The following is a 25,221-nucleotide window of genomic DNA, read 5'->3' as shown; positions in this document are numbered from 1 at the left end:
GTCCCATGGACAAGAGAGGATTTTCTTATACTGATTCCAAAGTAAATTTTACAGCAGTGATTGATATAAATCACTGTAAGCCTTGCTGGCTGTATCCCAAGAGAAGTCTCTCTCCATCGCCTGCTCTTGCAGAGATTTCCAAGCTTCCTTGTCATCGGCATAAAGCCTCAATGCTTCCTTGAAGGTCCAAGTCAGCCAGTAGCCAGAAAAGTTATTAAAGCTAAAGCCAGTTCCCTGTCCTGTATAGGCATTGTAAGGCTCTACGGTATCACGCAGACCGCCCACTTCATGCACCAAAGGCAAGGTTCCGTAGCGCATAGCCATCATTTGTGACAGGCCACAAGGCTCGAAGCGGCTTGGCATGAGGAAAATATCGCTGGCAGCATAAATCTCCTGAGCCAAGGTCACATCAAAGAGGATGTTGGCTGAAAGCTTATCAGGATAGGCATGGCCAAACCAAGCGAAAGCCTGCTCAAAAGCTGGATCGCCTGTTCCCAAGAGGATAATCTGCACATCTTCCTGCAGGAGATTGTGCAGCTCTTCCACTACCAAGTCAAAGCCTTTCTGACGCGTCAGGCGGGAAACAATCCCAACAACCGGCACATCATCACGCACAGGCAGACCAACTCTCTCTTGCAAAGCCCGCTTATTTTCTAGTTTACCAGATAAGTCAGATTTGTCAAAGTGATGAGCTAATAGCGGATCCGTTTCTGGATTATAGATATCTGTATCAATACCGTTGACAATTCCAACCAGCTTACCGGACTCCATCCGCAGGATTTGATCCAAATTACAGCCAAATTCTGGTGTACGGATTTCACCTGCATAGCTTGGTGATACAGTCGTCACTCGGTCCGCATAGAGAATACCAGCTTTCATCCAGTTGAGACAGTCATTCCAACGCAGGGTTCCGTCTGCATAGCGCTCATAGCCCACTCCAAAAAGTTCCCAAAGCATACTGTCAGGAAATTGACCTTGGAACTCCAGATTATGGATGGTTAAGACAGTCTTGATATTCTGATAGGCTTGAATCCAATGGTATTTTTCCTTAACCAAGAAAGGAATCATAGCTGTATGATAATCGTGAACATGCAAAACATCCGGAATAAAATCAATCCGCTCCATCAGCTCTACGGCTGCTAACTGGAAGTAAGCAAAGCGCTCACCATCATCAAAATCCCCGTAAACATGGCCGCGGAAGAAATAATGCTGATTGTCAATAAAATAGAAGGACACACCGTTCAAGACCAGTCGCTTGACCCCAACGTACTGGCGGCGCCAGCCAACGCTGACTTCAAAGTAGAAAAGGTCTTCCACTTGGTCGCCAAATTTGGCATGGGTCATGTCATAGTAAGGCAGAATAACACCAACTTCATGGCCAGCCTTGACCAGTGATTTGGGGAGAGCGCCGATAACGTCTCCCAAACCACCTGTCTTAGAAAATGGGGCTCCTTCTGCTGCTGCAAATAAAATCTTCATCGAATCATGTCCTCTGTAACTTTTTGGCCCTTCTTAACTACGATTGGGTCTTCTGCTGTTCCTCGAATCACCACTCCTTCGGCAATTTCAACACCCTTGTCCACAATCGCGTACTCAACAGTTGCATTTTCTCCAACTTTCACTCGAGGGAAGAGAACACTGGATTTAACACTGCTTCCAGTCTTAATCTTGGTATTCCGCGAAATCACAGAATTGATAACTTCACCTTCCACAATACTTCCTGACGCAAATTGAGAGCGAGCTACTTTTGAAGACTCAGCATAGTAAGTTGGCTCCTCATTCTTAACCTTGGTGTAAATCTTTTGGTTAGGACTAAAGAGAGAGTAGAATTTCTTACTTTCAAGCATATCGATGTTGGATCGGTAGTAGGTCTCTACAGAATAGATATTCGCCAGATAGCCTGTATATTCGTAGGCAAATGCCCCTTCCTGAGTTGCTAAATCGCGCAGGACATAGCGCAGTTTTTGCGGATGCTCTTTCTTAGCTTCTTCTTCCAGTTTTTCAATCAGCCATGGAGTATCTACCACAAAGATGTCTGTAGACATATTGAAGAGCTCAACATCTTCTCGACCATCAAAGAGTTTATGCCCTCTGACATGGTCCGTCTCGTCAATGTCTAGAACAGCGTTCACATCCGAAATATTTTCCTTATGCAATTTCTTGTAGACAACTGTAATCGGCTGCTCTGTTGTATTGTGCAAATGGAAAACTTGATTGAGGTCAATATTAACCAGGATATCGCAGTTAAGTGCAACCGTTTGGTTGGAACCAGAACGTTTGAGGTAGGTCAAAAGCTGGTCATAGTATTCCTCACCGACTGTAGAACTTTCTACACGAGTATTGTAGATTCCCAGGTAATAGTGGCTGAGCAAGGTAGACAGACCCCACTCACGACCAGAACGAATATGGTCAAAGACAGAGCTAATATTGTCCTGCTGGAAGATACCAAAGACACTGCGGATACCAGCATTGGCAAGACTTGAAAGCGGGAAGTCAATCAAACGGTATTTCCCACCGAATGGCAAGCTGGCTACTGGACGATGATTTGTCAAAGTTGACATATCATGGAAGCCGACTGTGTTTCCTAAAATTGCTGAGTATTTATCAATCTTCATCTTTTGGTACCCCCACTTTCTCGTTGTATCCGACAACATATACTTCCTCTGTGCCATCAATCTCTACACCATCAGAGATGATAGCACCTTCGCCGATAATGGCCCGCTTGATCTTAGCGTCTTTGCCAATAACAGCTCCACTCATGATGACAGAGTCTTCAATGACTGCGCCCTTTTTGACCTGAGCACCAGTAGAAAGAATAGAGTGTTTTACTGTACCGTCAACGAAACAGCCATCAACGACCAGCGAATCTTCTACATGGGAATTTTCACTGATGAAGTTTGGCGGAGAAATCAAGTTGCGAGAATAAATTTTCCAGCGACGATTGCGGCTATCCAGAGCATTTTCTGGGCTGATGTATTCCATGTTGGCTTCCCAGAGAGACTCTACTGTACCAACGTCTTTCCAATAGCCTGCAAAGTCATAAGCATAAACGCTTTCGCCAGATTCAAGGTAGTTAGGGATAACATTCTTACCAAAGTCAGACATATCCACATTGCTCTTTTCAGCAGCTACCAGCATATTGCGCAGGCGCTGCCAGTCAAAGATATAAATCCCCATAGAAGCCTTGGTGGACTTAGGATTTTCTGGTTTTTCTTCAAATTCAACAATCCGATTATTAGCATCTGTATTCATGATACCGAAACGGTTGGCTTCTTTGAGAGGCACATCCAGAACGGCAACTGTCAAGCTGGCATTGTTGTCCTTGTGAGACTGAAGCATGTCATCATAGTCCATCTTGTAGATATGGTCCCCAGACAAAATCAGGACATATTCAGGATTGATGCTGTCGATATAGTCGATATTTTGATAAATCGCATGGCTGGTACCTTCAAACCAACGATTTCCTTCGCTCGCAGAATAAGGCTGAAGAATGGACACGCCTGAGTTAATACCATCGAGACCCCAGCTAGAACCATTTCCGATGTGACTGTTCAGAGCTAGTGGTTGGTACTGAGTAATGACACCGACATTATGAATACCGGAGTTGGCACAGTTAGACAAGGCGAAGTCAATAATACGATAGCGACCGCCAAACTGTACCGCTGGTTTTGCGATACTCTGTGTGAGCTTTCCAAGACGAGTTCCTTGCCCGCCGGCAAGAATCAAAGCTAGCATTTCATTCTTCATAGACTATTACTCCTTTGTGGAATCTTTTTTAACATTTTTGCGAGCAATCCGACGCTTGATCTTCCAGATGCTGGCTCCAAGAGCTGGCAGTGTAAAGGTCAAGGTCTGTGGATAATCTTTCCAAAGTCCTTCTTGAGACTGAACTGTTTCGTTATGTTCCTTCCAAACACCTCCCCATTCTTCTAATTCAGTGTTCCATACTTCTTCATAAATGGCTTCCACTGGAACACCAATGGTAAAGTTTTTCCGCTCTACCGGCGCCATATTAAATACACAAACTAACATATCTCCTTTTTCCGTCTTACGGATAAAGGAGAGGACACTTTGATCAGTGTTATCCGCATCTATGATTTCGATACCATCATAGCTCAGATCAATTTCCCAAAGCGGACGATTGTCTTTATAGAAGGCATTGAGTGCAGCAGTAAAGCCCTGCATTTTCTTGTTCATCTGATCGTCCAAATTAGACCATTCTAGCTGCTCTTCTGACTTCCACTCTAGGAACTGACCAAATTCTGAGCCCATAAAGAGCAGTTTCTTGCCCGGATGGCAGATCTGATAGGTCAGCAAGTTGCGGAGCCCTGCGAATTGATTGTAACGGTCACCCCACATCTTGTGCATAAGACTCTTCTTGCCGTGAACCACTTCATCATGCGAGAATGGCAGGAGGAAGTTTTCAGAGAAAACGTACATAAAGCTGAAGGTCACCAGATTAAAATCGTACTTACGATAAATCGGATCTTCTTCGTAGAAGCGAAGGATATCATTCATCCAGCCCATATTCCACTTGTAGTCAAATCCAAGACCACCCAGCTCTCTCATACCAGTAATCTTGGTTTCTGAGGAGCTTTCCTCTGCAATCATCATGACATCAGGATGAGCTAATTTGATAACCGTATTGAGACGCTGCAGGAAGTAATAGCCTTCATAGTTGCGATTGCCGCCATCTTTATTTGGCTGCCATGGACCACTGTCATAGTCCAGATAGAGCATATTGCTGACCGCATCAACCCGAATCCCATCCAGATGATAAAAATCAATCCAAAATTTAATACTGGAAATCAAGAAAGACTGAACTTGATTCTTGCCCAAATCAAAGTTGAGAGCTCCCCATCCATAGTTATGAGCCCGGTCGTGATCCTGATACTCGAAAGTCGGTGTCCCATCATAGTAGGCCAAAGCATCATCATTAATAGTGAAGTGACCTGGTACCCAGTCCACAATGACACCGATATTGTTCAAGTGACATTCTTCAACGAAGTCTTGAAATTCCTCTGGTGTTCCATAGGTATGCTCAAAGGCGAAGTAGCCCATAAGCTGATAGCCCCAGCTAAGTCCCAGCGGATGAGCCATAAGCGGCATGAATTCCACATGTGTGTAGTTCATCTCCACCAGATAAGGAATCAAGTCTTCTTTTAACTGGGCAAAGCTATAAGGACTGCCGTCTTCATTGCGTTTCCACGAGCCGGCATGCACTTCATAGATATTGACTGGCCGAGAGAAGAAACCCCAACGCTTCCGGCGTGCCAGCCAAAGACCATCTTTCCACTTCTTCTCAGGAATAGTGCGAATAACTGCTCCCGTGCCCGGACGCTCTTCCATATAGATAGCCAGCGGATCAATTTTCAAAATTTCCTGACCACTGCTGCGCTTGATATTGTACTTGTAAATATCTCCTTCCTTAGGCAGTTCTGTGAAGACTTCCCAAACGCCCGCTTCATTTCGGACCATAGGGATCTGCTCTTCATACCAATTGGTGAAATCTCCAATCAAATGGACACTCTGAGCATTAGGCGCCCAAACGCGGAAAGAATAGCCAGACTTGCCGTCCACTTCATCCTGATGCGCCCCTAGATAATGCTGTAAATGAAAGTTTTCACCTGTTGTAAAGGTTCTTAATGCTTCGTTCTTATCCATGCGATCACCTTTCTATTTGTAAGCGTTTTCTATAATACTATTCTACATTATTTTTATATCTTTTTCAAGTAAATTTCAAATATCCTTACGGAAAATTACCAGAACCGAACATTAGCTGAAATTAGTAATAAATAAGATAGAAACCACTGCATTTTGTGCCTATCGATATCTTTTAATTCCTTTTTCGCTAAATATAGGAGCTATCCCAAACAAGCAGAGGATGAAAATTTTCATAAAGATATAGACCAATATGTAAATTTACATTTTAAAATAATAAGCACTTAAAAATATAAATAGTTGGTTCCTTTTCAAATAGTTCGATAACTTTGTTAGATTTACAAGTTCATCAAGGTAAGAAAAAAGGCCGCACAAAGCCGCCTTTCTCATTATTTCACATCAAACACGATGGATTTCACTTGTGTCATGGCTTCGATACTGTAACGAATCCCTTGCACTCCAGCTCCAGATCCCTTAACACCAAGGAATGGGAAGTTATCTGGGCCGCGTTGGGTCTTATTATTGATATGTACAGTACCCACTTCCAGTTTTTCAGCAATTTCAAATGCTTTCGGGAAATCATTTGTAAAGACTGAAGATTGAAGACCAAATTCTGACTGGTTACAGATTTGGATAGCCTCTTCAACGGAAGTCACACGAATAATCGGAAGAACAGGACCAAATGGCTCTTCCCAAGCTACTTTCATATCCAGTGTCACATGGTCAAACAAGGCAGGCCAGATGAGATTTGCTTCACGTTTGATTTCTGTCAGGGCTGACGCTCCTTTTTCTTGAGCATCTTCAATCAAGCCCCAGATGAAATCTGCTGATGCATGATCAATGACTGGTGTGATATCCGCATTATCAAAGGGATCACCAACCGTCAGTTTCTCTACCTCTGCCTGAAGCAGCGTCGCTAATTTATCTGCTACGCTCTCCATAACAATGACACGTTTAATAGCCGTACAGCGCTGGCCGGAATAACTATATGCCCCACCAACAATCTGCTTAGCTGCATGCTCCAAGTCAGCATCTTCTAGCACGACTGCAGCATCTTTACCACCCAATTCAAGCATAATTGGACGCATACCAGCCAACTTACCAATGCGTTCACCGATTGGAGTGGAGCCAGTAAAGTTAATGTAGTTTACTTCCTTATGCTCAATGATGTAGTCCCCGATTTCTGAACCGCGGCCAGTGATGGTATTGAAAACACCAGCAGGCAGACCTGCCTCAGCAAAAGCCTGAGCCAAGAGCAAACCAGAGATTGAACCTTGAGTAGGTGGCTTAAACATCACGACATTTCCGCCGATAAGGGCAGGAGCAATCTTAGAAGCTGACAGATTAACTGGATAGTTGAATGGCGCAATAGCCAATACAACTCCTACAGGCTCACGGCGGACCACAGCCAGTTTTTTCTTGCTGGCAGCTTCAAAGCCACCGCCTTCCATAACCTGACCGTGAATACGAATCCCCTCTTCAGCCGCATAGCGAATCAAGTCTGCTGTCCGGACTACCTCTCCGACTGCCGCTTTGATCCCCTTGGCAACTTCTTTAGCAAGGATTTCACCAATCTTCTCCTGATCACGCTCCAAAATATCCGCAACCTTATGCAAATAAGCTGCACGTTCAACTGCTGAAAGAGCTCTCCAAGCTGGCAAAGCCGCACGAGCGCTCGCCATAGCATAGTCAACCTCTGCCTGAGTCATAGCAGGAACAGTTCCTAAAGTCTCATTATTGATGGGAGATGAAATGGCAATTTCATTTTCAGAAACTTTCCACTCTCCATTTACATAGTTTTTATATTGTGTCACGTGTCCCCTCCAAAATTTTATTAAATATTATTTTACCAAATTTTCTGAAAATTTCAACTAAAATCCGTAAATTTAAGGAATTTTTTCACAAATTAAATAGATAATCTTAGTTTGTTCATATTCTACTTGCTTATTTGCAATTTTTTCTTTGGTTTCCACTTTTTGCTCCCTCTTACTATGAAGCTACAACAAAAAAAGACCAGGAAATTTTTCCTGATCTTAATTTTTCAGATTAATCGAAGTCAAGATATTCTTTTTCAAGCTCAAGAACTTCTTCCATCGTTGCACATTCAGTCAGTGCACGCTGAGCCAGTTCTTGCATCTTCTTCGTATCCAGCTTCTTCATGAGACTGCGAGTCCGAAGAACAGAAGTCGCACTCATAGAGAATTCATCCAAGCCCATACCTACGAGCAATGGCACCGCTGTTTGGTCGCCGGCCATTTCTCCACACATACCTGCCCACTTGCCTTCAGCATGAGCTGCCTTGATAACATTGTTGATCAAGCGAAGGATAGATGGGTTGTAAGGTTGATAGAGGTAAGAGACTTGCTCATTCATCCGGTCAGCTGCCATAGTGTACTGGATCAAGTCGTTGGTACCGATAGAGAAGAAGTCTACTTCCTTGGCAAATTGATCCGCCAGCATAGCTGCTGCTGGAATTTCAATCATGATACCCACTTGGATATTGTCTGCTACTGCAACGCCTTCAGCCTGCAGCTTAGCTTTCTCTTCGTCATAAACCGCTTTAGCTTTGCGGAATTCTGTCAGAAGGGCTACCATTGGGAACATGATGCGCAATTGTCCATGTACAGAAGCACGCAAGAGAGCGCGGATTTGTGTACGGAACATAGCATCACCAGTTTCAGAGATAGAGATACGCAAAGCACGGAAACCAAGGAATGGGTTCATTTCATGCGGCATATCAAAGTAAGGAAGCTCCTTATCTCCACCGATGTCCATAGTACGAACAACAACCGGTTTTCCATTCATTCCTTCAAGCACAGCCTTGTATGCTTCATACTGCTCATCTTCTGTCGGGAAGTCTTGAGAATCCATATAAAGGAACTCAGTCCGATAAAGACCAACTGCTTCTGCACCGTTAGCATTGACACCTTCAACATCTTTTGGCGTACCGATGTTGGCAGCCAATTCGAAGTGCTTGCCATCTGCAGTCACAGTCTGAGCATCTTTAAGCAATTCCCATTCAGCTTTTTGCTTAGCATAAGCCTCACCAGCTGCCTTGAATGCTGCGATTTGTTCTTCAGTTGGATTGATAATTACTTCACCAGTGATACCGTTAGCTGCAATCACATCGCCGTCTTTTACAAGCTCAGTAATATTATTAGTTCCCAATACTGCTGCGATTTCAAGCGTACGAGCCATGATAGCAGAGTGGCTTGTCCGGCCACCGATATTGGTTACAAAAGCTTTAACGAATTTCTTATCCAGCTGTGCTGTATCAGAAGGAGTCAAGTCATGAGCAATGACAACTGATTCTTCATTGATAGACGCTGGATTTGGCAATTTCTTGCCCAAAAGATTAGCAAGAACACGTTTGGTCACGTCGCGGATATCAGCCGCACGTTCCTGCATGTATGGATTGTCGTCCATGTTTTCAAAGAGAGTGATAAACATGTCCGTTACTTCTTTCAGACCAGCTTCTGCATTGGTCTTTTTCGCACGGATTGTTTCTTTGATTTGCCCAACCATTTCAGGGTCAGCAAGTACCATTAAGTGAGCGTCAAACACCTGAGCGGCTTCCTCACCAAGGCTATCTACTGCTTTCTCACGGATAACAGAAAGCTCGTTCTGTGAAGCTTCAAGAGCTGCATCCAAACGAGCCTCTTCTGCATTCGTATCTTCGACTGAAACAGTCTCAAATGATAAATCCGGTTGAACTAATAGATATGCCTTAGCAACGGCAACACCGTCAGATGCTGCAATTCCTTTAAGCATTTCTGTCATATTAAGCCAATCCTTCTTTTTCCATTGTTTCGGAGATTGCAGCGATAGCATCGTCTGCATCTGCACCTTCAGCTGAGATAACTACGTCTGCACCTTGACCTACACCAAGACTCATAACACCCATAATTGATTTCAGGTTTACTGATTTACCTTTGTATTCAAGCGTGATATCTGAAGCGAATTTGCTAGCAGTTTGAACCAACAAAGTTGCTGGACGTGCGTGAATACCTGTTTCTGCTACAATGTGGAAATCTTTAGAAGCCATAGTTAGACTCTCCTTTTAAATAATTCTTTTTGAGTTATTGTGATAACCCTTACAAGTTGATATTATATCACCTTTTGAAATCTTTTTCAAGAATTTTATGGCTCGCTTACAAAATATTTCTTAGGAAATGAAAGCACTTCTTATTATATTGAAGGTAGAATTTCAAAGCTAAAGCCCACACTCACCAAGCTTTATTCAAAAATGACTTCCACCAAATTTTCAATCATAAAATCAAAAACTTGTTCAATATCAACAGGTAACTGATCCTTATGTGTAATGGTAGACATAGTTGCAAATAAAACAGAAATAGCTAAATCCTTATCAATCTTTAAACTTAGAAAGGACTGAGAAAAAATTTCTTCATTCAGACGAGCCGTTTGAGCATCAATTTCTTGTCGCTGTTCAAGACTCAGTTTATTATTAAAGTTTAAGTAATCAGGATTCTTTGTATCAAAGACAAATGTACTTTTTTCATACTCTTTAAAGACTGCCTTCAAAGCTTTAGACAGCCCCTCCTTTGATGGATTATCCTTCAAAATAGCTTCAAAAATGGAAAAAATCCTGTCTTGTGCATCGCGATAAACCTGAAAGAAGAGCTCTTCTTTATTTTTAAAAAAGGTATAAAAGGAACCTTTTGCAATCCCAACTTCTTGACAGAGAATATCAACACTCGTTTTCTTATAGCCAAAATTCATCCAGCTTTGACTGCAAGCATCCTTAAATTTTTCAATTAATATTCTCTTTTCTTCTATTGTAAACCCTTTTGGCATAGTTTTCCTTTCTTTTTAAAAATCGTATATGACTATTTACACAATTCCGGTCATATGGTATAATTGTTTTGTAGCTACTCGTTAAATATATCTTACTTTAGCTACAATTGCAATCTTTTTTATAGAAAAGAACTGATTTCTCTATTTCTTCTGTCTATTGAAGGCGCGCTATATTTAATAGAAAAGAAATAGAGGTTATAGACGGTCCAGTCTCTATTTTTATGAAAGGAAGACGCTATGAAGAAATTACTATTATTCATCTGCTCACTACTCCCTATACTTTGCATTATCATTCCAAGTCCTGTATTGGCGGATAGTAAGACTTTACCTACAGGGGATAGCTATGAACAGATCGGTCAAAAGATAGAAGATTTTTATAAAAAAAATGAAAAGACATCCGCTGCTATGGAAACAGCTGTTTTTGATACAAATGGAACCATTTATCGAGGAAATTTCGGCTATATTGATAAGGAAAAACAGACCAAAGCTGATGATAGCACCATTTTTGAATGGGGTTCTATCACTAAGCTGACTGTCTGGATATCTGTCATGCAGCTCTGGGAAGAAGGAAAAATTGATCTTGAGACTGATATAAAAAACTACCTGCCCAAGGACTTTCTCAAACATTTAAATTTCGATAAACCTATTACTATGCTAGATTTGATGAATCATCAAGCCGGATTTGACGAGCAAAATACTTACCTAAAAGGGGATAAAAGTATTGAAGAACTGATGAAGACCAGACAACCTAATCAAGTATTTGAACCAGGTACAACTACTGCCTATTCTAACTTTGGTACCGGACTAGCCGCTTATATTGTTGAGCGAATTAGTGGACAATCATTTTCCGACTATACCCATGAGCACATCTTTAAACCCTTAGAAATGGAAAAAACGGCTATTTTGCCTGACTTGTCTGATAATACATATGTCTATAAAAAACATAAAGAAGTCAAAAGCTATGATGCTAATGGAAATTATAAGAAAGATTCAGACTTTGAACTGAGTCTCTATCCTGTCGGTCGTGCCACAGGAACCTTAGATGACTTACAGAAATTTGCCCAAGCCCTTCTAAAAAAGAAAGAACTTTTCAAACATCCTGAGACTTGGAAGACTCTATATACTGCAAGCTCGACCTATCCAGGTACAGATATCCCTCTGAATGCACACGGATTTTGGTATCAAGAATATGGTGTCAGAGTTATTGGACACGGCGGCAATTCTGGAGGATTTTCTTCTTACATTTTACTTGACTTAGAGTCTGGTATTGGCCAAGTCATTATGACGAACCAATTTCAAGAAAAAATCTATAATTACAAGATGCCCGAGCTAGTATTTGGTCCTAAAAAATCTCCAAATAAACAATCTTATGCAAAGTTCCATCCTGGTTACTATCGCAACGCCCGTACTTTCAATAGTGGTCCCTTCTCTTTCTTAAGAACAGTTCCGGGATATACCTACTATATCAATGAGAAAGCAGATGCTGCTCAGCTCAACGGAGATTTCTGGGTCGCTAGTGAATCACAAGGACAAGAAAAAATCACGCGAGCCTATGGCGACGCGCTTCGGCAATCTAATTGGGATCTTATCAAAGACTACGGGATGCTCCTTCTTGCTGGATTGGCCATTTTGTTTAGTGCGATTAGTCTCCTTACCAATGCAGGTATCGATCTTTATCGCCTTATCCTAAAAAAATCCCAAAAGAAGACTTCATTAGCATGGAAAATATGGATATACCTGACTAATGCAGCTATTTTAAGCATTCCCTTCAACCTATTCAATATCTTTACTAAACTTATGAATGCTGCAGATGCTGACTATAACTGGAACTTTATAACATTAGCCATTCTAGCTCTGCTTCTTGCAGTCGGCTCTCTTTATCCTTTCTATCTTAAAAACAAGGAAAAATGGAGTAAGAGTAAATTATTTATCACTAGTATTGCCAGCCTATCCTCTCTAATCATGGTCGCCAATATTCTCTACTGGTCTCTTTATCAATGGTGGGCTGCCTACTAAAAATAACATGTTATCCCTAGCTCCCTGCAGCAACATTTGCAGGGAGTTTTTACATTCCAATCAAAAATATCTAGCTCGAATTCAGATCCAAAAACTCCTCCCTCCACTCCTCCTAGTGATTCCCTAAATTCTGTAACACAAGATATTGGATTTTGGTTTTTGGTAGGAAAAGCTACCAGTCATTTATCTAAAGTTTTAAGACTTGTTTAAGCATTGCCCCAACAGCATTTTGCTCCTTTTCTGCAATTTTTCACTTCTTTTCATCGTTTATATAAACACTATATATTGTATTGTAATCTATCCTATAACAAAATATCACACAATATTTAGTTCAAAACTATTGACATTCTATTTTCTTTTAGATATACTAGGTTCGTATTATTTAAAAGAAAAAAATGAAAGTTTAGAGGAATCTTTAATGGTAACTATTTACTCAAAAAACAACTGCGTTCAGTGCAAAATGACCAAGCGCTTCTTAGATACTAATCATGTAGAATACCGCGAAATCAATTTGGACGAACAGCCAGAATTCATTGACCATGTCAAAGATCTTGGTTTCAATGCTGCTCCTGTGATTCAGACAGCAACTGAGGCATTTTCTGGTTTCCAACCTGGTAAATTGAAAAAACTGTCTTAATGTAGTTTATTTTGAGGGCAGTGCGCCTTGATCGGGAGATAAACTAAAAGACAGAATATCAGGGCAAACTGCAGCTCCTATGCTCATAGGAGCCGTTTCTTTTGTAAGGCGGATATTTTTCCGCTAGCTAATTATCTTATTTATATAGAAAAGGGAAAACATGGGACTCAAACATTTAGAGGATGTGACATACTTCCGACTCAACAACGAAATCAACCGTCCAGTTAATGGTCAGATTATGCTTCATAAAGATCAAGAAGCCTTAAAAGCTTTTTTTAAAGAAAACGTTGAGCCAAACACCAAGCAATTTTCTTCTATTACAGAAAAAATTAAATATTTAATAGAAGAAAACTATTTGGAAAAGGAATTTATCCAGCTCTACTCTCCAGAATACATCGAGGAGCTGACTGCTTTTATCCATGCTCAAGATTTCAAGTTTAAATCTTTCATGGCAGCTTATAAATTCTACAACCAGTATGCATTGAAGACCAATGATGGTGAATACTATCTGGAAAGCATGGAAGATCGGGTACTCTTCAACGCCCTCTACTTTGCCAACGGAGATGAAGCCATTGCCAAGGATATTGCCAATGAAATTATCCACCAACGTTATCAACCAGCTACACCAAGCTTCCTCAACGCTGGTCGGGCTCGTCGCGGCGAATTGGTGTCCTGCTTCCTCATCCAAGTAACCGATGATATGAACTCAATCGGCCGCTCTATCAACTCTGCCCTGCAATTGTCTCGTATTGGAGGCGGGGTCGGTATTTCCCTCAGCAATCTGCGGGAAGCTGGAGCGCCTATCAAGGGGTATGAGGGTGCTGCATCTGGGGTTGTGCCTGTTATGAAACTCTTCGAGGACAGCTTCTCCTACTCTAACCAACTGGGGCAACGTCAGGGAGCTGGGGTTGTTTACCTCAATGTCTTCCACCCAGATATCATCGCCTTTCTTTCTACCAAGAAAGAAAATGCTGACGAAAAAGTTCGGGTTAAAACCCTCTCACTCGGTGTTGTGATTCCAGATAAGTTCTACGAATTGGCGCGTAAGAATGAAGAAATGTACCTCTTCAGCCCATATTCTGTTGAACGCGAGTATGGCGTGCCATTTGCCTACCTTGACATCACTGAAAAATACGATGAATTGGTCGCTAATCCAAATATCACTAAGACCAAGATCAAGGCCCGTGATTTAGAAACAGAAATTTCCAAACTCCAACAAGAATCCGGCTATCCTTATGTCGTAAACATTGATACAGCTAACCGTTCAAATCCAATCGACGGTAAAATCATCATGAGTAACCTTTGCTCTGAAATCCTGCAGGTACAAGAGCCTAGCCTTTTGAATGATGCGCAAGAGTATCTTCACCTAGGAACAGATGTGTCATGTAACTTAGGCTCTACCAACGTTGTCAACATGATGACATCGCCTGACTTTGGAAAATCCATCCGGACTATGACACGCGCCCTGACCTTTGTCACAGACAGTTCACACATCACTGCTGTACCATCTATCGACAATGGTAACAGTCTGGCTCATACCTTTGGTCTGGGAGCTATGGGACTGCACAGCTATTTGGCTCAACAATTGATCGACTATGGATCAGCAGAAGCTGTAGAGTTCACAAGCATCTACTTTATGCTCATGAACTACTGGACCTTAGTTGAGTCTAACAATATCGCTCGCGAGCGTGGTGTGACCTTCCATAACTTTGAAAAATCTGACTATGCTAACGGTACTTACTTTGACAAATATCTGACGGGTGAATTTATACCTAAGTCTGACCGTGTCAAAGAACTCTTCGCAGGCATCTTTATCCCATCTGCAGAGGATTGGGCAGAGTTGCGCGACAAGGTCAAGGCCGATGGTCTCTACCACCAAAACCGCCTAGCTGTTGCGCCAAATGGCTCTATCAGCTACATCAATGACGTTTCTGCTTCAATTCACCCAATCACTCAGCGGATCGAAGAACGTCAAGAAAAGAAAATTGGTAAGATCTACTATCCTGCTGCTGGTCTGTCAACTGAGACTATTCCTTACTACACCAGTGCCTATGACATGGACATGCGCAAGGTTATTGATGTCTATGCAGCCGCAACTGAGCATGTGGACCAAGGTCTTTCCCTGACTCTCTTTATGCGCAGCGATATCCCTAAAGGACTCTACGAATGGAAAAAAGAAAGCAAGCAAACAACCCGCGACCTTTCTATCCTGCGTAACTACGCCTTCAACAAGGGTATCAAGTCCATCTACTACGTCCGCACCTTCACTGATGATGGGGGCGAAGTAGGTGCCAACCATTGTGAAAGCTGTGTGATTTAAAATATTTGGAATTTTAGAATAATGAAAAATCTATTTCTAAAAATATTAATAAACTTGGGAATTTTTGCAGTATACTATATTTTTGTTACTTGGGATTTTTTCCTTTTTATACCTGAAATTGTTCGATTAGTTTTATCATCTGTAATTCCTGTTTTTTTATTCATACTTCTAAATAAGATTAAAAATAAATTATCATTCTCTTTGGATGATGAAGTGAAAATCGCTAAATCAATTTTGAATAGTTTATTGATTATAAGTACTGCATTTATTTTATACACATTAGAAATTAGCAACCAACCCATAGATACTTTAAATCCTTACGAACTATTCAGACACTTAAAAATACTTCCACTCTATGTCGCGCCACTTAGAATTTATATTGAATTTTATCAACTAAATAAAGATTAGCCTTTTATGATATTTGTTTGTTTCAAAATACAAAAGAAAGAGATGTTAAATGCAAACTTACTACAAAGCCATTAACTGGAACGCTATCGAAGATGTCATTGATAAGTCCACCTGGGAAAAGCTGACTGAACAATTCTGGCTGGATACGCGGATTCCCCTATCCAATGACCTGGATGACTGGAGAAAGCTGTCCCACAAGGAAAAAGACTTGGTCGGCAAGGTCTTCGGTGGCCTGACCCTACTGGATACCCTCCAGTCTGAGTCTGGTGTGGATGCCCTGCGCAAGGACGTCCGCACAGCTCACGAAGAAGCTGTCTTCAACAACATTCAATTCATGGAGTCCGTTCATGCTAAATCCTACTCTTCTATCTTTTCTACGCTCAACACCAAGTCAGAAATTGATGAAATCTTTGCCTGGACCAACACCAATCCATACCTGCAAAAGAAAGCTGAGATTATCAACGAAATTTACCTGAACGGTACAGCTCTGGAAAAGAAAATAGCCAGCGTTTTCTTGGAAACCTTCCTCTTCTACTCTGGTTTCTTCACTCCACTCTACTATCTGGGGAATAACAAGCTGGCTAACGTTGCTGAGATTATCAAGCTGATTATCCGTGACGAGTCTGTCCATGGAACCTATATCGGCTATAAGTTCCAGCTAGCCTTTAACGAATTACCAGAAGACGAGCAAGAAAAACTCAAAGAATGGATGTACGACCTGCTCTACACCCTCTATGAGAATGAAGAAGGCTACACTGAAAGCCTCTATGACACAGTTGGCTGGACCGAAGAAGTCAAGACCTTCCTACGCTACAATGCCAACAAGGCTCTGATGAATCTGGGACAGGATCCCCTCTTCCCAGACTCAGCGGACGATGTCAACCCTATCGTCATGAACGGCATCTCAACCGGCACTTCCAACCATGACTTCTTCTCTCAAGTAGGTAACGGCTACCTGCTGGGCGAAGTTGAAGCCATGCAGGATGACGACTATAATTACGGTTTATAAGACAAAGAACCCCTCTTTCCAAAATCCGGAAAGAGGGGTTTTGTAATCTAAACTAGCAAGGAAAACAAATAAAGCAAATATCATCTAGCTTTTCTAATTTTCCCAAAATAATTAGCAATACACATTCAAGTGAGATGGCAAGACACGAATCGTTACTGGCAATTGGTCGCCCTCATCTCCGTCAACGTTGACGCTGAGCTCTGCCTTATCATCAGCCAACTCAACTGTGATTTCCTTAAAGGTCAGATACTCGATATTATCACTTTCCTCACCATTACCAGAAATCAAATCTGGCACAGAAACCAAGGTGTCCAAGAGATTTTTATCCTTAAGATACAAGAGGTGAAGCAAGCCATCATTGACAGTGGCTTCAGGGAGAATACTCTCGAAACCTCCGATTGAGTTGGTAGAGCCAATCAAGAGTGTACTGCTCTTTATCGTGCGCTCTTCTCCATCAATCTTCAAGTGAAATTCGTAAAAACTAGTATCCATCAACTGCTTGAAACCGGAAATAAAGTAGGCAAACTTGCCCCACTTGGTCTTGTCCTCCGAATCTACATTGTTGATCGACTCAGGAATAGTTCCAATGGCAACCACATTCATAAAATACTGGTCATTAATCTTGCCGATATCAAGTGGCTTGACTTTATTGATATCCAGATTCTGTATGGCTTCTTCAGCATCTAGAGGAATGCCAAGAGCACGCGCCAAGTCATTGACCGTACCAAGTGGAAAGAAACCAAAAGTCGGACGATAGTCTAGTTCAGCCAGACCACTGATTCCTTCATTGACAGTTCCATCGCCACCCATGACAAAGACGCTATCATAATGGTCTTCTGCTGCTTGCTTAGCAAAAGCTGCTGCGTCTCCGCCTTTTTCAGTATGCTTGACCACTACCTCATCGAAACATTCTGCTAGCTTTTCCCTTGCCAAGTCTTCATAGGACTTGGCTTTTTCGCCTCCCGAACTAGGGTTGACAATTAATAGGACTTTAGACATAAGGAAACCTCTTTTCATTTGATAGCTCATTATACCATCTGGAAAACACTTTCACAACTATTTGAAACTGCTAGCTTTCGAGAGACCAGAAAAGCAGTTTGGTATTTAAACTCAATTTTACAGAAAAACACTTCTTGCGTTAGATTTTTCTGCCTAACTTTAGAAGTGCTGTCTTATATTTAGTTTTTCTATTAAAAGAAGACAATGAGAACAAAGGCAATGAGGTTATTGGCCAAATGTAGCCCCATTGAGTAACGTAGGTCCTTCTTGGCTAGATAGCCTAGGCCGAAAATTGCTCCCAAGATGAAGTAGACCAGAAACTGGACTAGATTGCCCGGCATGTGCAGAAGAGAGAAAAAGCTGGCAGATACAGTTAAATAGAGCAGGATTTTCGCCAAACTATTTTGGTCAGGAAAGAGAAACTTAGCCAAAAATCCTCGTGTCAGCAACTCCTCAAGAATAGGAGCAAAGATTACCATGTATAGGAAGGCAAAGGCTGGCTGCTGCTGAATCAACTCTACAGCAGTGTTCTGATTGGCAGAAGATTCAATAGGAACGAGCTGCTGGAAGATGATAAAAGCAAGCAAGAGGGCGCTGGGAAGCCAGATAGAACTGGTCAGCTTGGTATTTTTGATTTCCAGTTTCAAATCTTTCTGGTACCATTTCCACATGGCAAAAGAATAGAGACTGGCAAGTATAACAAAAATCGGCAAAATCAATAGTTGAGAAGTTCCTCCTGTCAGAGAACCCATAGTGAAGAGAACTATAGCCGAAAATATATAGAAATAGGCCAAGAGGACAAGTATATAAAGGCCAAAATTAGTAAAGAAAGTTTTTAATTTCATAGTGATTCCTTATAGATTGATTTACTTAAACATAGCTAGCAGCAGTATTATAGCCATAGGGAGATTGTTCAGGATATGAACCAACATGGAATCTTTTATATTCCCCCGACGAGCATAGGATAAATAAAGAACCAGTCCAAGTGCAAAATAAATTGGAAACTCTGTCAATTGAGTGATATGAGGCAGGGTGAAGACCACAGAAGTCACAATAGCAGGCAAAACTTTTTGATTATTCTTGAAAAAGAAGGCAGTACCAAAACCGCGGAAAATTAGTTCTTCCATGATAGGAGCGATAAAGGCAATCGTTGCAACAAAGAGCAAGGCAAAGAAGATATGCTGCGAAGACATCATCCCCCCCAGCCCTTGTATAGCACTGTCATTACTAGTCTGGGAATTGCCGCTCAGGATAAGATTAAGATAAACACCGACAATAGCAGCCACTCTCGCAAGGAAAAAGAATAGAAAAGCAAAACCGATGTCCTTGCCAGACAGTTTGAATTTCTTCTTTTCTTCAGACACACGCTTCTGATATCGCCGCCATAAGATACGAAAAATCAGGAAAACTAAAATCAGATACAAGGCTACCAATAAGATTTCTGCATAAACAGGTAAACTCTTCCCGAGCCTTAAGAATAGCATCGGAGCAACATTTATAAGGAGGCTAAGAGCAATTAAGCCTATCCATTTTACAAGTCCTAAAGCAGTTGATTTGAAGTTGTTCATTTTGTATTCTCCTTTTGATAAATATTGATACCGACTTCCGTATCCTCAACAGCAATATCTCCCTTCTGCTGGAGAATAGTGGCAGCGAGGAAAAAATCTCCTGCACAGCCAGCTGCATGGAAGCTAGCAAGGACGATATAAGAAGCCGCAGTTAAAATATGCAAGCCATAGATCAAGGTCAGGGCTAGGCTAATCAAAACGAAAGGTGCCAGGATAATGACGAGCATCCTTTTCCGACTGTAACGACTGCCTGGGCTGGTCGCATAGGCCATGCCACTCTTAAAACCAAACTTGACCTTGGTATTTTCATCTCCCAAGACCTTGAAGAAAAAGCCGTGGATTAGTTCATGGATGACCATTAGAACAAGGAGGTAGAGTAAGTCAAAGAAATGAAAAACTTCGCTGCCCTTGCCATACATCAGAATAGCAATCCAAGTAAAGAGGGCTAGAAAAGGGAAGATCAGCAATACAGCCGTTATATTCAGAGTCAGATTGACCTTTTTATTATGGATAAAATCAAGTTCTTTCAGTAGTTTCATAATTTCCGCCTTTCATCGGGAAATAAGCTTATTTGAAATATTTTCTTACCATTGGATAATACATAAGATTGATATAGATATGGATCACCACTAGGACGACAAAACCGGAAACGACATTGAGGGGGGTGAAAGTTCCCACTATTCCTAAAACAATATAGAGGATTGGCAGAAGTCTTTGATTTACATTGAAGAGAATGAGATAGCACTGTTCATAATTGGCTTGCAGCTCTGACTCATCATAAGAGAGGGCAAATTCTTTTATTTCCTCAGTAGTCGGAAAGGCTGATAGCTTATAGTGCCGCACCTTCTGAACTGTCTTTAAAAAGACAACTTGCAAAATAATATAAAGAAAGGCAATCGCATAATCTATAAAACTCCACTGAAGAGGGCTCTTATGATTAGTAATATTTCCAATAAAAACAACTCCAACTAAAATCGTAAAAAGAACGATAGCACTGCTGATATTAAAGACAATAGTCGCATATTCCAGATTTTTAAAGGTTAGCCGGTACCATTCATAATTCTTATCCTCATCTGCTTCTTTTTCATAGGCTTCATTGTATTTACGAGTCCGATAAATCAAGAAAAAGACCAAGGGATAGAGGATGATAAGGCTGGCCCTACCTAGCTGGCGCAGCAGTTGAACAGAAAAAATAGTCGACCAACTGATGTTTTTTAGCAGACCAGTTTCAGAAAACAAAATAGACAGACCACCTATTAAAGCTCCAGCTAGAAATATAAGGACATTATATAAAACTCTTTTCTGTGTAGATATACGTTTTTGCTCTTTCACGACTTCTTCTCCTTTATTTTTTTACAATAGATGATACAAGAATGCTGAGGCTGAAGGACTGTTTTAGCTCCTGTTGAAATGAATCTTAATTGGTTCTTCATTCTGCTTCCTCCACCAGCCGAAAGACATTCTCAACGTTTTCATTGAAAATATGGGCAATCTTAAGGGCAATCACAATCGACGGGGTATATTCGCCTCTCTCTATAAGGCTGATTGTCTGCCTGGAAACACCGGCCAGCCTAGCCAGTTCTGTCTGGTTGAGACCGTCACGCGCCCTCAACTCCTTGAGTCGATTTCTTAATTTCATTAAAATCCCCCACTTCTCCTAAAGCTCGATAGACCGAATGTCTTCAATACGAATCAGCTTGGTCTTGGTCTGACCTTTTTTATCTGTCATGCTCAGCTTGACCCATTCTTCATCCACATCCACTACCAGCCAGTTATTGGTTCCAATTGACTCGCTCATAATTGTCGGCTTCTTTCCAATCATTTCTTTTAAAAATTGTGACATTGTTTTGTTCCCCTTTCTTTTTCTTTCTAAAGAATCAATCCCAAAGATAAAAACCATAAAAGTTATCGGAAGCAAGAACCATAAGAATGCATTCATAAGCGTCCCTCCATTTCCTGTTCAAAAGTATTGTAACAGATTCTTTTCTTTTTGACAAGTATATTTGTCAAAAAAATAATAATCATTGTCAAATTTGCCATTATCATAGACAAATAAGAGGCTGGGACAAAAGTCCTAGCCTCTCAATTGTCTTTGGATTGTCGAGCAAGACGCAGTGGTTGAGTGGGCTCTACTACGCTGATTTCATCAGCTTTTACAGCCCTACTCAACTGTGCGGAGGTGGGACGACGAAATCGAATTCTAACGAATTACCGATTTCTGTCCCACTCTCTTTTCCTTTATTCATCTACTTGAGAAAATACTTCTTTTAAAATAGCAATCCCCTGCTGGATTTCCTCCCTGCTGATAGTCAAAGGCGGCAGGAGACGGATGACATTCTCTCCGGCCGTCAGGATAATCAAGCCCTTCTGACGAGCGGCTTCAACAATCTTTGACAGACTGGCACTTGTTTCAATCCCAATCATCATGCCCAGACCTCGAACAGCAGAAATCTTTGGATGATCCTGAAAAGCAAGCTGCAGCTGCTCCAGTAAGATGGCACTCTTAGACCTGACTCCTTCCATAAAGCCCGCTTCTTTCATGATATGCAAGGTCTCCAAGGCGGCTGCCATAGCTAATTTATTGCCACCAAAGGTAGAACCATGACTGCCAGGTCCAAAAGCAGGAGCCAAGCTTGATTTTCCTAATAGAGCACCAGCAGGCAGGCCATTAGCCAGACCCTTAGCCAGTGTCACAATATCCGGTATAATCCCATAGTGCTCAAAGGAATAAAGCTGACCCGTGCGCCCCATACCTGTCTGGACTTCATCAACAATCAGCAAAATCTCCTCTCGTCGGCAAAAATCAGCCAAGTCTTTGACAAAAGCTGCTTCTGCTGGACGAACTCCTGATTCTCCTTGGACCAATTCCAGCATGACAGCTGCAGTATCCTGATTGACCAAGTCTTCTACGCTGGCCAAATTATTGTAAACCGCATAGCTGAAATGGGGCACCCCATCACCAAATCCTTCCTTAATCTTATCCTGTCCTGTTGCGGCCATAGCGCCAAAGGTCCGACCATGAAAGGATTGCTGAAAAGTGATAATGCCTTGCTTGCCAGTAGCTTTGCGAGCTAGCTTAATAGCTGCTTCATTAGCTTCTGCTCCGCTATTGCAGAAAAAAGCCAAATAATCATAAGAACCAGCCAGTTCCTGAGCCACCTGCTCTTGCAGAGAGCTAAGATAGAGATTGGGACTGTGCCAGATGCGCCCTGCTTGCTGGATCAAAGCCTGCTGGACCTGCGGGTTAAAGCCAAGATTGGTTACACCAATCCCTGATGAAAAGTCCAAATAAGCCTTTCCCTCACTGTCAAGCAGATAGGAGCCCTCTGCTTTAACAAACTCAATAGGCGCCCGCTTGTAGTTTTCAAATAAATAAGTCATCATTATCCCTCTGCTATTAAGGTGCCCGTCAAAAGATTATCACCAATCAGAACCTGTCCGACACCGGAAAGCACAGTCTGAACAGCACTCTCGATCTTAGGAATCATGCCGCCCTTAATGACACCTGTCTGAATCTTCTTGGACACCTGACTGGTCAGAAGCTGAGGCAGGACTTTTTTATCCTCTAAAACTCCTTCTATATCTGTCATCAGGATCAGCTTCTCTGCCTGCAAGCTGCTAGCAACTGCCGCAGCTAGATAGTCTGCATTGATATTTAAGAGCTCACCAGAGTCATTTTCCCCCAGCGAAGCCAGCACCGGGACCATGTCCGCAGCCAGCAGCTGCTCTAGATAGGCAGTTTGAATCGCCTTCACCTGACCGACATAGCCATAGAGGTTTTTATCGATAAAATCTGCCGAAACTGTCTTCCCCAAATGTGAAACCAGCTGAAGGCTTTCAATATCTGAGTCGTTCAGTTCTTGTGTCAGCGTCCGGCCGACTTGACCTAGCAAGGCTTGCTCAATGATAGGCAAGTCAGACTTAGCTGTCACCCGCAACCCCTTAACCTTGCGAGTAGGCAGCTGGCGTTCTTTCATAAGCTGGTTAATGACCAGACCGCCCCCGTGAACGACCACGATTTTCTTACCAGCTGCTATCCACGCTTGCATTTGCTTGATAAACTTAGTAGACAGCTTTTGCGCAGCAACACCGCCAATTTTTATAACAATCACATCTTTCATTGCATTTCTCCTTAGGTTCTATAGAGGGCATTGATTTTCACATAATCATAGGATAGATCGCAGCCCCAGGCCTGAGCCTCAGCTTCCCCATCGTGCAGGTCAATGGTCAAGGTCAGCAGCTCCCCAGCCATGGCATCACTAGTCTCCTCGGGGTCAAAAGCCACAGGACTAGAAGCCTGCATAACTGGAATCCCCTCAATCCAAATATCAATGTCATCAACCGAGACATCTGCTCCCGCATAGCCGATAGCTGCTAAGATTCGGCCCCAATTGGGATCTTGACCAAAAATAGCTGTTTTGACCAAGCTAGAGCCAACGACACTCTTAGCAATCATACGGCCGCTCTGTTCATCCTTGGCATGCCGAACATTGACCTCAATCAGCTTGGTTGCTCCCTCTCCATCCTTGGCAATTTTCTTAGCCAAGTCAGCCATAAGATAGCGGAGCATCTTGGAAAACTTTTCAAATTCTTCCGTATCTGGCAGAATTTCTTCATTTTGTCGGCAGCCGTTAGCCATGACTAGCACCATGTCATTGGTCGATGTATCTCCATCCACCGTGATTTGGTTGAAAGTCGTCTCCACATGCTGACTGAGAGCCGCTTGCAGGGTAGCACTTGAAATATTAGCGTCACAGGTGATAAAGGCCAGCATGGTCGCCATATTCGGATGAATCATGCCCGATCCCTTAGCCACCCCTGCCATAGTCACCAGCTCTGAGCCAAACTCTTCTGTGACTATACAGGTCTTGGTGCAAGTATCCGTTGTTAAGATAGCCTCAGCAAAATCTTCTGCCTTGCCACTCACTAGAATCTGTGACAGACCATTTTTCAGAGCATCTATTGGAAGCTGCTCACCGATGACTCCTGTAGAAGCCAGACCTACCAAGTCGGGATCAATCTTCAGCTTTTGAGCAGCCAATCGCTGCATATCATAGGCAGCGTCCAACCCCTGCTGGCCTGTACAGGAATTGGCAATACCAGAATTAACCACTATTGCCTGCAATTTCTGGCTCTTTTGGATTGATGCTTTGGTCACTAGAAGCGGAGCAGCAATGACTTTATTAGTCGTATAGACTCCTGCCACACTGGCCGGCACTTCTGAGACAATCCAGCCAAAATCCAACTTCTTTTTCTTAAAGCCAGCGTGTAAACCGTCAGCCGAAAAGCCTAGCGGACTGGCAATCGTTCCATCAATAATCTTCATATCTAACCCTTTCTCATCTAGACATAGGACGGTTGACTGAGCAGGCCATCTGTTTCAGGAAAGCCCAGCATCAGATTCATATTTTGAACTGCTTGACCAGCAGCCCCTTTGATCAGATTATCCAGCACGGCCACGACAGTTAAAATATTTGTCACAGGATTATAGTCAAAACCAATATCTGTATAATTAGTACCGACAACCTGGTGCAAATTCGGCAGAGCTGCTTGAATACGGACAAACGGCTTGTCCTGATAGCATTCCTGATAAATAGCAGTCAGTTCTTCCCGAGTCAAAGGTTCCTTCAACTTGCTGTAAACTGTCGCCACGATGCCACGATTGAGCGGAATGAGGGAAGTTGAAAACTGAATCTGCTGCAATCCCTCATCTTGCTGTAAACTGTCGCCACGATGCCACGATTGAGCGGAATGAGGGAAGTTGAAAACTGAATCTGCTGCAATCCCT

At 42.2% G+C, this 25,221-nt stretch carries 24 protein-coding genes and 1 pseudogene; 5 read left to right on the top strand and 20 right to left on the bottom strand.

The annotated features are described in order from the left end of the window. Nucleotides 1-48 precede the first annotated feature (48 nt). The 8 genes from glgA to K1J09_RS08225 all read right to left on the bottom strand — a co-directional run bounded on the left by glgA (nt 49) and on the right by K1J09_RS08225 (nt 10,476). Nucleotides 49-1,479 carry a glycogen synthase GlgA gene (glgA, locus tag K1J09_RS08260; RefSeq protein ID WP_223323407.1) on the bottom strand — a complete coding sequence of 477 codons (1,431 nt, stop codon included), beginning with the start codon at nt 1,477-1,479 and terminating at the stop codon, nt 49-51. Beyond that, nucleotides 1,476-2,615, bottom strand: a complete 1,140-nt coding sequence (gene glgD, locus K1J09_RS08255; protein ID WP_223323405.1) for a glucose-1-phosphate adenylyltransferase subunit GlgD — start codon at nt 2,613-2,615, stop codon at nt 1,476-1,478. Before glgD ends, glgA begins: the two co-directional genes overlap by 4 nt. Continuing rightward, a complete protein-coding gene (locus tag K1J09_RS08250; RefSeq protein WP_223323403.1) occupies nt 2,605-3,747 on the bottom strand; it encodes a glucose-1-phosphate adenylyltransferase in 1,143 nt (380 codons plus the stop codon). Before K1J09_RS08250 ends, glgD begins: the two co-directional genes overlap by 11 nt. 6 nt (nt 3,748-3,753) lie before the next feature. Next, the gene (glgB, locus tag K1J09_RS08245; RefSeq protein ID WP_223323401.1) at nt 3,754-5,664 is read right to left on the bottom strand and encodes a 1,4-alpha-glucan branching protein GlgB; all 1,911 of its coding nucleotides are present in this window, start codon (nt 5,662-5,664) and stop codon (nt 3,754-3,756) included. A gap of 386 nt (nt 5,665-6,050) precedes the next feature. After that, entirely contained in the window at nt 6,051-7,475 is a 1,425-nt protein-coding gene (locus tag K1J09_RS08240) for an NADP-dependent glyceraldehyde-3-phosphate dehydrogenase (RefSeq protein ID WP_223323399.1), read from the bottom strand. A gap of 232 nt (nt 7,476-7,707) precedes the next feature. Further along, a complete protein-coding gene (gene ptsP / locus K1J09_RS08235) occupies nt 7,708-9,441 on the bottom strand; it encodes a phosphoenolpyruvate--protein phosphotransferase (protein ID WP_002900755.1) in 1,734 nt (577 codons plus the stop codon). Between the two features lies 1 nt (nt 9,442). Further along, nucleotides 9,443-9,706 carry a phosphocarrier protein HPr gene (locus tag K1J09_RS08230; protein WP_002929889.1) on the bottom strand — a complete coding sequence of 88 codons (264 nt, stop codon included), beginning with the start codon at nt 9,704-9,706 and terminating at the stop codon, nt 9,443-9,445. A 191-nt stretch (nt 9,707-9,897) separates the two neighbouring features. Beyond that, complete coding sequence (locus K1J09_RS08225; protein ID WP_002929881.1) at nt 9,898-10,476, bottom strand: TetR/AcrR family transcriptional regulator; 579 nt, start codon at nt 10,474-10,476, stop codon at nt 9,898-9,900. 237 nt (nt 10,477-10,713) lie between these two features. Here K1J09_RS08225 and K1J09_RS08220 point away from each other — a divergent pair, with 237 nt between their 5' ends. From K1J09_RS08220 to nrdF, 5 genes are all read left to right on the top strand, one after another. Then, nucleotides 10,714-12,492 (top strand): serine hydrolase domain-containing protein, encoded by a 1,779-nt coding sequence (locus K1J09_RS08220; protein WP_223323397.1) that lies wholly within the window; start codon nt 10,714-10,716, stop codon nt 12,490-12,492. Between the two features lie 418 nt (nt 12,493-12,910). Continuing rightward, the gene (gene nrdH, locus K1J09_RS08215; protein ID WP_002897920.1) at nt 12,911-13,129 is read left to right on the top strand and encodes a glutaredoxin-like protein NrdH; all 219 of its coding nucleotides are present in this window, start codon (nt 12,911-12,913) and stop codon (nt 13,127-13,129) included. 160 nt (nt 13,130-13,289) lie between these two features. Further along, nucleotides 13,290-15,449 (top strand): class 1b ribonucleoside-diphosphate reductase subunit alpha, encoded by a 2,160-nt coding sequence (gene nrdE / locus K1J09_RS08210; RefSeq protein WP_223323395.1) that lies wholly within the window; start codon nt 13,290-13,292, stop codon nt 15,447-15,449. A 21-nt stretch (nt 15,450-15,470) separates the two neighbouring features. Further along, the gene (locus tag K1J09_RS08205; RefSeq protein WP_223336025.1) at nt 15,471-15,857 is read left to right on the top strand and encodes a hypothetical protein; all 387 of its coding nucleotides are present in this window, start codon (nt 15,471-15,473) and stop codon (nt 15,855-15,857) included. Nucleotides 15,858-15,906: 49 nt separating this feature from the next. Next, nucleotides 15,907-16,866, top strand: coding sequence for a class 1b ribonucleoside-diphosphate reductase subunit beta (gene nrdF, locus K1J09_RS08200; RefSeq protein WP_002896021.1), 960 nt, complete (start codon nt 15,907-15,909; stop codon nt 16,864-16,866). Between the two features lie 111 nt (nt 16,867-16,977). Here nrdF and K1J09_RS08195 read toward each other — a convergent pair whose 3' ends face one another. The 12 genes and pseudogenes from K1J09_RS08195 to K1J09_RS08145 form a co-directional block, all read right to left on the bottom strand. Further along, nucleotides 16,978-17,895: a diacylglycerol/lipid kinase family protein gene (locus K1J09_RS08195; protein ID WP_223323392.1), complete on the bottom strand. Its 918-nt coding sequence runs from the start codon at nt 17,893-17,895 to the stop codon at nt 16,978-16,980. 161 nt (nt 17,896-18,056) lie between these two features. Further along, nucleotides 18,057-18,710: a CPBP family intramembrane glutamic endopeptidase gene (locus K1J09_RS08190; protein ID WP_125346917.1), complete on the bottom strand. Its 654-nt coding sequence runs from the start codon at nt 18,708-18,710 to the stop codon at nt 18,057-18,059. Between the two features lie 21 nt (nt 18,711-18,731). Then, on the bottom strand, nt 18,732-19,433 hold the full coding sequence (locus K1J09_RS08185; protein ID WP_223323390.1) for a CPBP family intramembrane glutamic endopeptidase: 702 nt from the start codon (nt 19,431-19,433) through the stop codon (nt 18,732-18,734). Next, nucleotides 19,430-19,972, bottom strand: coding sequence for a DUF3267 domain-containing protein (locus K1J09_RS08180; RefSeq protein ID WP_002897931.1), 543 nt, complete (start codon nt 19,970-19,972; stop codon nt 19,430-19,432). The genes K1J09_RS08185 and K1J09_RS08180 overlap by 4 nt, the downstream gene beginning before the upstream one ends. Nucleotides 19,973-20,000: 28 nt before the next feature. After that, the gene (locus tag K1J09_RS08175; RefSeq protein WP_002897932.1) at nt 20,001-20,765 is read right to left on the bottom strand and encodes a DUF3169 family protein; all 765 of its coding nucleotides are present in this window, start codon (nt 20,763-20,765) and stop codon (nt 20,001-20,003) included. Between the two features lie 97 nt (nt 20,766-20,862). Next, a complete protein-coding gene (locus K1J09_RS08170; protein ID WP_125434102.1) occupies nt 20,863-21,072 on the bottom strand; it encodes a helix-turn-helix transcriptional regulator in 210 nt (69 codons plus the stop codon). An 18-nt stretch (nt 21,073-21,090) separates the two neighbouring features. Continuing rightward, complete coding sequence (locus tag K1J09_RS08165) at nt 21,091-21,276, bottom strand: aspartyl-tRNA synthetase (protein ID WP_223323389.1); 186 nt, start codon at nt 21,274-21,276, stop codon at nt 21,091-21,093. Nucleotides 21,277-21,389: 113 nt separating this feature from the next. Beyond that, a pseudogene (locus K1J09_RS11890) lies at nt 21,390-21,479 on the bottom strand (helix-turn-helix transcriptional regulator); the annotation flags it as partial. 192 nt (nt 21,480-21,671) lie between these two features. Then, nucleotides 21,672-22,814, bottom strand: a complete 1,143-nt coding sequence (locus K1J09_RS08160; protein ID WP_223323483.1) for an acetylornithine transaminase — start codon at nt 22,812-22,814, stop codon at nt 21,672-21,674. 2 nt (nt 22,815-22,816) lie between these two features. Beyond that, nucleotides 22,817-23,554, bottom strand: a complete 738-nt coding sequence (gene argB / locus K1J09_RS08155) for an acetylglutamate kinase (RefSeq protein ID WP_223323387.1) — start codon at nt 23,552-23,554, stop codon at nt 22,817-22,819. Nucleotides 23,555-23,565: 11 nt separating this feature from the next. After that, a complete protein-coding gene (gene argJ, locus K1J09_RS08150) occupies nt 23,566-24,759 on the bottom strand; it encodes a bifunctional glutamate N-acetyltransferase/amino-acid acetyltransferase ArgJ (RefSeq protein WP_002929858.1) in 1,194 nt (397 codons plus the stop codon). Nucleotides 24,760-24,776: 17 nt separating this feature from the next. After that, a partial coding sequence (locus K1J09_RS08145) for an Asd/ArgC dimerization domain-containing protein (RefSeq protein ID WP_263281564.1) occupies nt 24,777-25,221 on the bottom strand: 445 nt, incomplete at its 5' end.

Origin of the sequence: Streptococcus sanguinis (genome assembly GCF_019928825.1) — a bacterium.
Lineage (GTDB): Bacteria > Bacillota > Bacilli > Lactobacillales > Streptococcaceae > Streptococcus > Streptococcus sanguinis_L.
The sequence above is the reverse complement of the archived record's forward strand: the minus strand, read 5'-3'. Positions and strand labels throughout refer to the sequence as shown.

Excerpts from the sequence above, each read along its gene's own strand:
- glgA (WP_223323407.1), bottom strand. The coding sequence starts at position 1,479 with ATGAAGATTTTATTTGCAGCAGCAGAAGGAGCCCCATTTTCTAAGACA.
- glgD (WP_223323405.1), bottom strand. The coding sequence starts at position 2,615 with ATGAAGATTGATAAATACTCAGCAATTTTAGGAAACACAGTCGGCTTC.
- K1J09_RS08250 (WP_223323403.1), bottom strand. The coding sequence starts at position 3,747 with ATGAAGAATGAAATGCTAGCTTTGATTCTTGCCGGCGGGCAAGGAACT.
- glgB (WP_223323401.1), bottom strand. The coding sequence starts at position 5,664 with ATGGATAAGAACGAAGCATTAAGAACCTTTACAACAGGTGAAAACTTT.
- ptsP (WP_002900755.1), bottom strand. The coding sequence starts at position 9,441 with ATGACAGAAATGCTTAAAGGAATTGCAGCATCTGACGGTGTTGCCGTT.
- K1J09_RS08230 (WP_002929889.1), bottom strand. The coding sequence starts at position 9,706 with ATGGCTTCTAAAGATTTCCACATTGTAGCAGAAACAGGTATTCACGCA.
- K1J09_RS08225 (WP_002929881.1), bottom strand. The coding sequence starts at position 10,476 with ATGCCAAAAGGGTTTACAATAGAAGAAAAGAGAATATTAATTGAAAAA.
- K1J09_RS08220 (WP_223323397.1), top strand. The coding sequence starts at position 10,714 with ATGAAGAAATTACTATTATTCATCTGCTCACTACTCCCTATACTTTGC.
- nrdH (WP_002897920.1), top strand. The coding sequence starts at position 12,911 with ATGGTAACTATTTACTCAAAAAACAACTGCGTTCAGTGCAAAATGACC.
- nrdE (WP_223323395.1), top strand. The coding sequence starts at position 13,290 with ATGGGACTCAAACATTTAGAGGATGTGACATACTTCCGACTCAACAAC.
- K1J09_RS08205 (WP_223336025.1), top strand. The coding sequence starts at position 15,471 with ATGAAAAATCTATTTCTAAAAATATTAATAAACTTGGGAATTTTTGCA.
- nrdF (WP_002896021.1), top strand. The coding sequence starts at position 15,907 with ATGCAAACTTACTACAAAGCCATTAACTGGAACGCTATCGAAGATGTC.
- K1J09_RS08195 (WP_223323392.1), bottom strand. The coding sequence starts at position 17,895 with ATGAGCTATCAAATGAAAAGAGGTTTCCTTATGTCTAAAGTCCTATTA.
- K1J09_RS08190 (WP_125346917.1), bottom strand. The coding sequence starts at position 18,710 with ATGAAATTAAAAACTTTCTTTACTAATTTTGGCCTTTATATACTTGTC.
- K1J09_RS08185 (WP_223323390.1), bottom strand. The coding sequence starts at position 19,433 with ATGAACAACTTCAAATCAACTGCTTTAGGACTTGTAAAATGGATAGGC.
- K1J09_RS08180 (WP_002897931.1), bottom strand. The coding sequence starts at position 19,972 with ATGAAACTACTGAAAGAACTTGATTTTATCCATAATAAAAAGGTCAAT.
- K1J09_RS08170 (WP_125434102.1), bottom strand. The coding sequence starts at position 21,072 with ATGAAATTAAGAAATCGACTCAAGGAGTTGAGGGCGCGTGACGGTCTC.
- K1J09_RS08165 (WP_223323389.1), bottom strand. The coding sequence starts at position 21,276 with ATGTCACAATTTTTAAAAGAAATGATTGGAAAGAAGCCGACAATTATG.
- K1J09_RS08160 (WP_223323483.1), bottom strand. The coding sequence starts at position 22,814 with ATGACTTATTTATTTGAAAACTACAAGCGGGCGCCTATTGAGTTTGTT.
- argB (WP_223323387.1), bottom strand. The coding sequence starts at position 23,554 with ATGAAAGATGTGATTGTTATAAAAATTGGCGGTGTTGCTGCGCAAAAG.
- argJ (WP_002929858.1), bottom strand. The coding sequence starts at position 24,759 with ATGAAGATTATTGATGGAACGATTGCCAGTCCGCTAGGCTTTTCGGCT.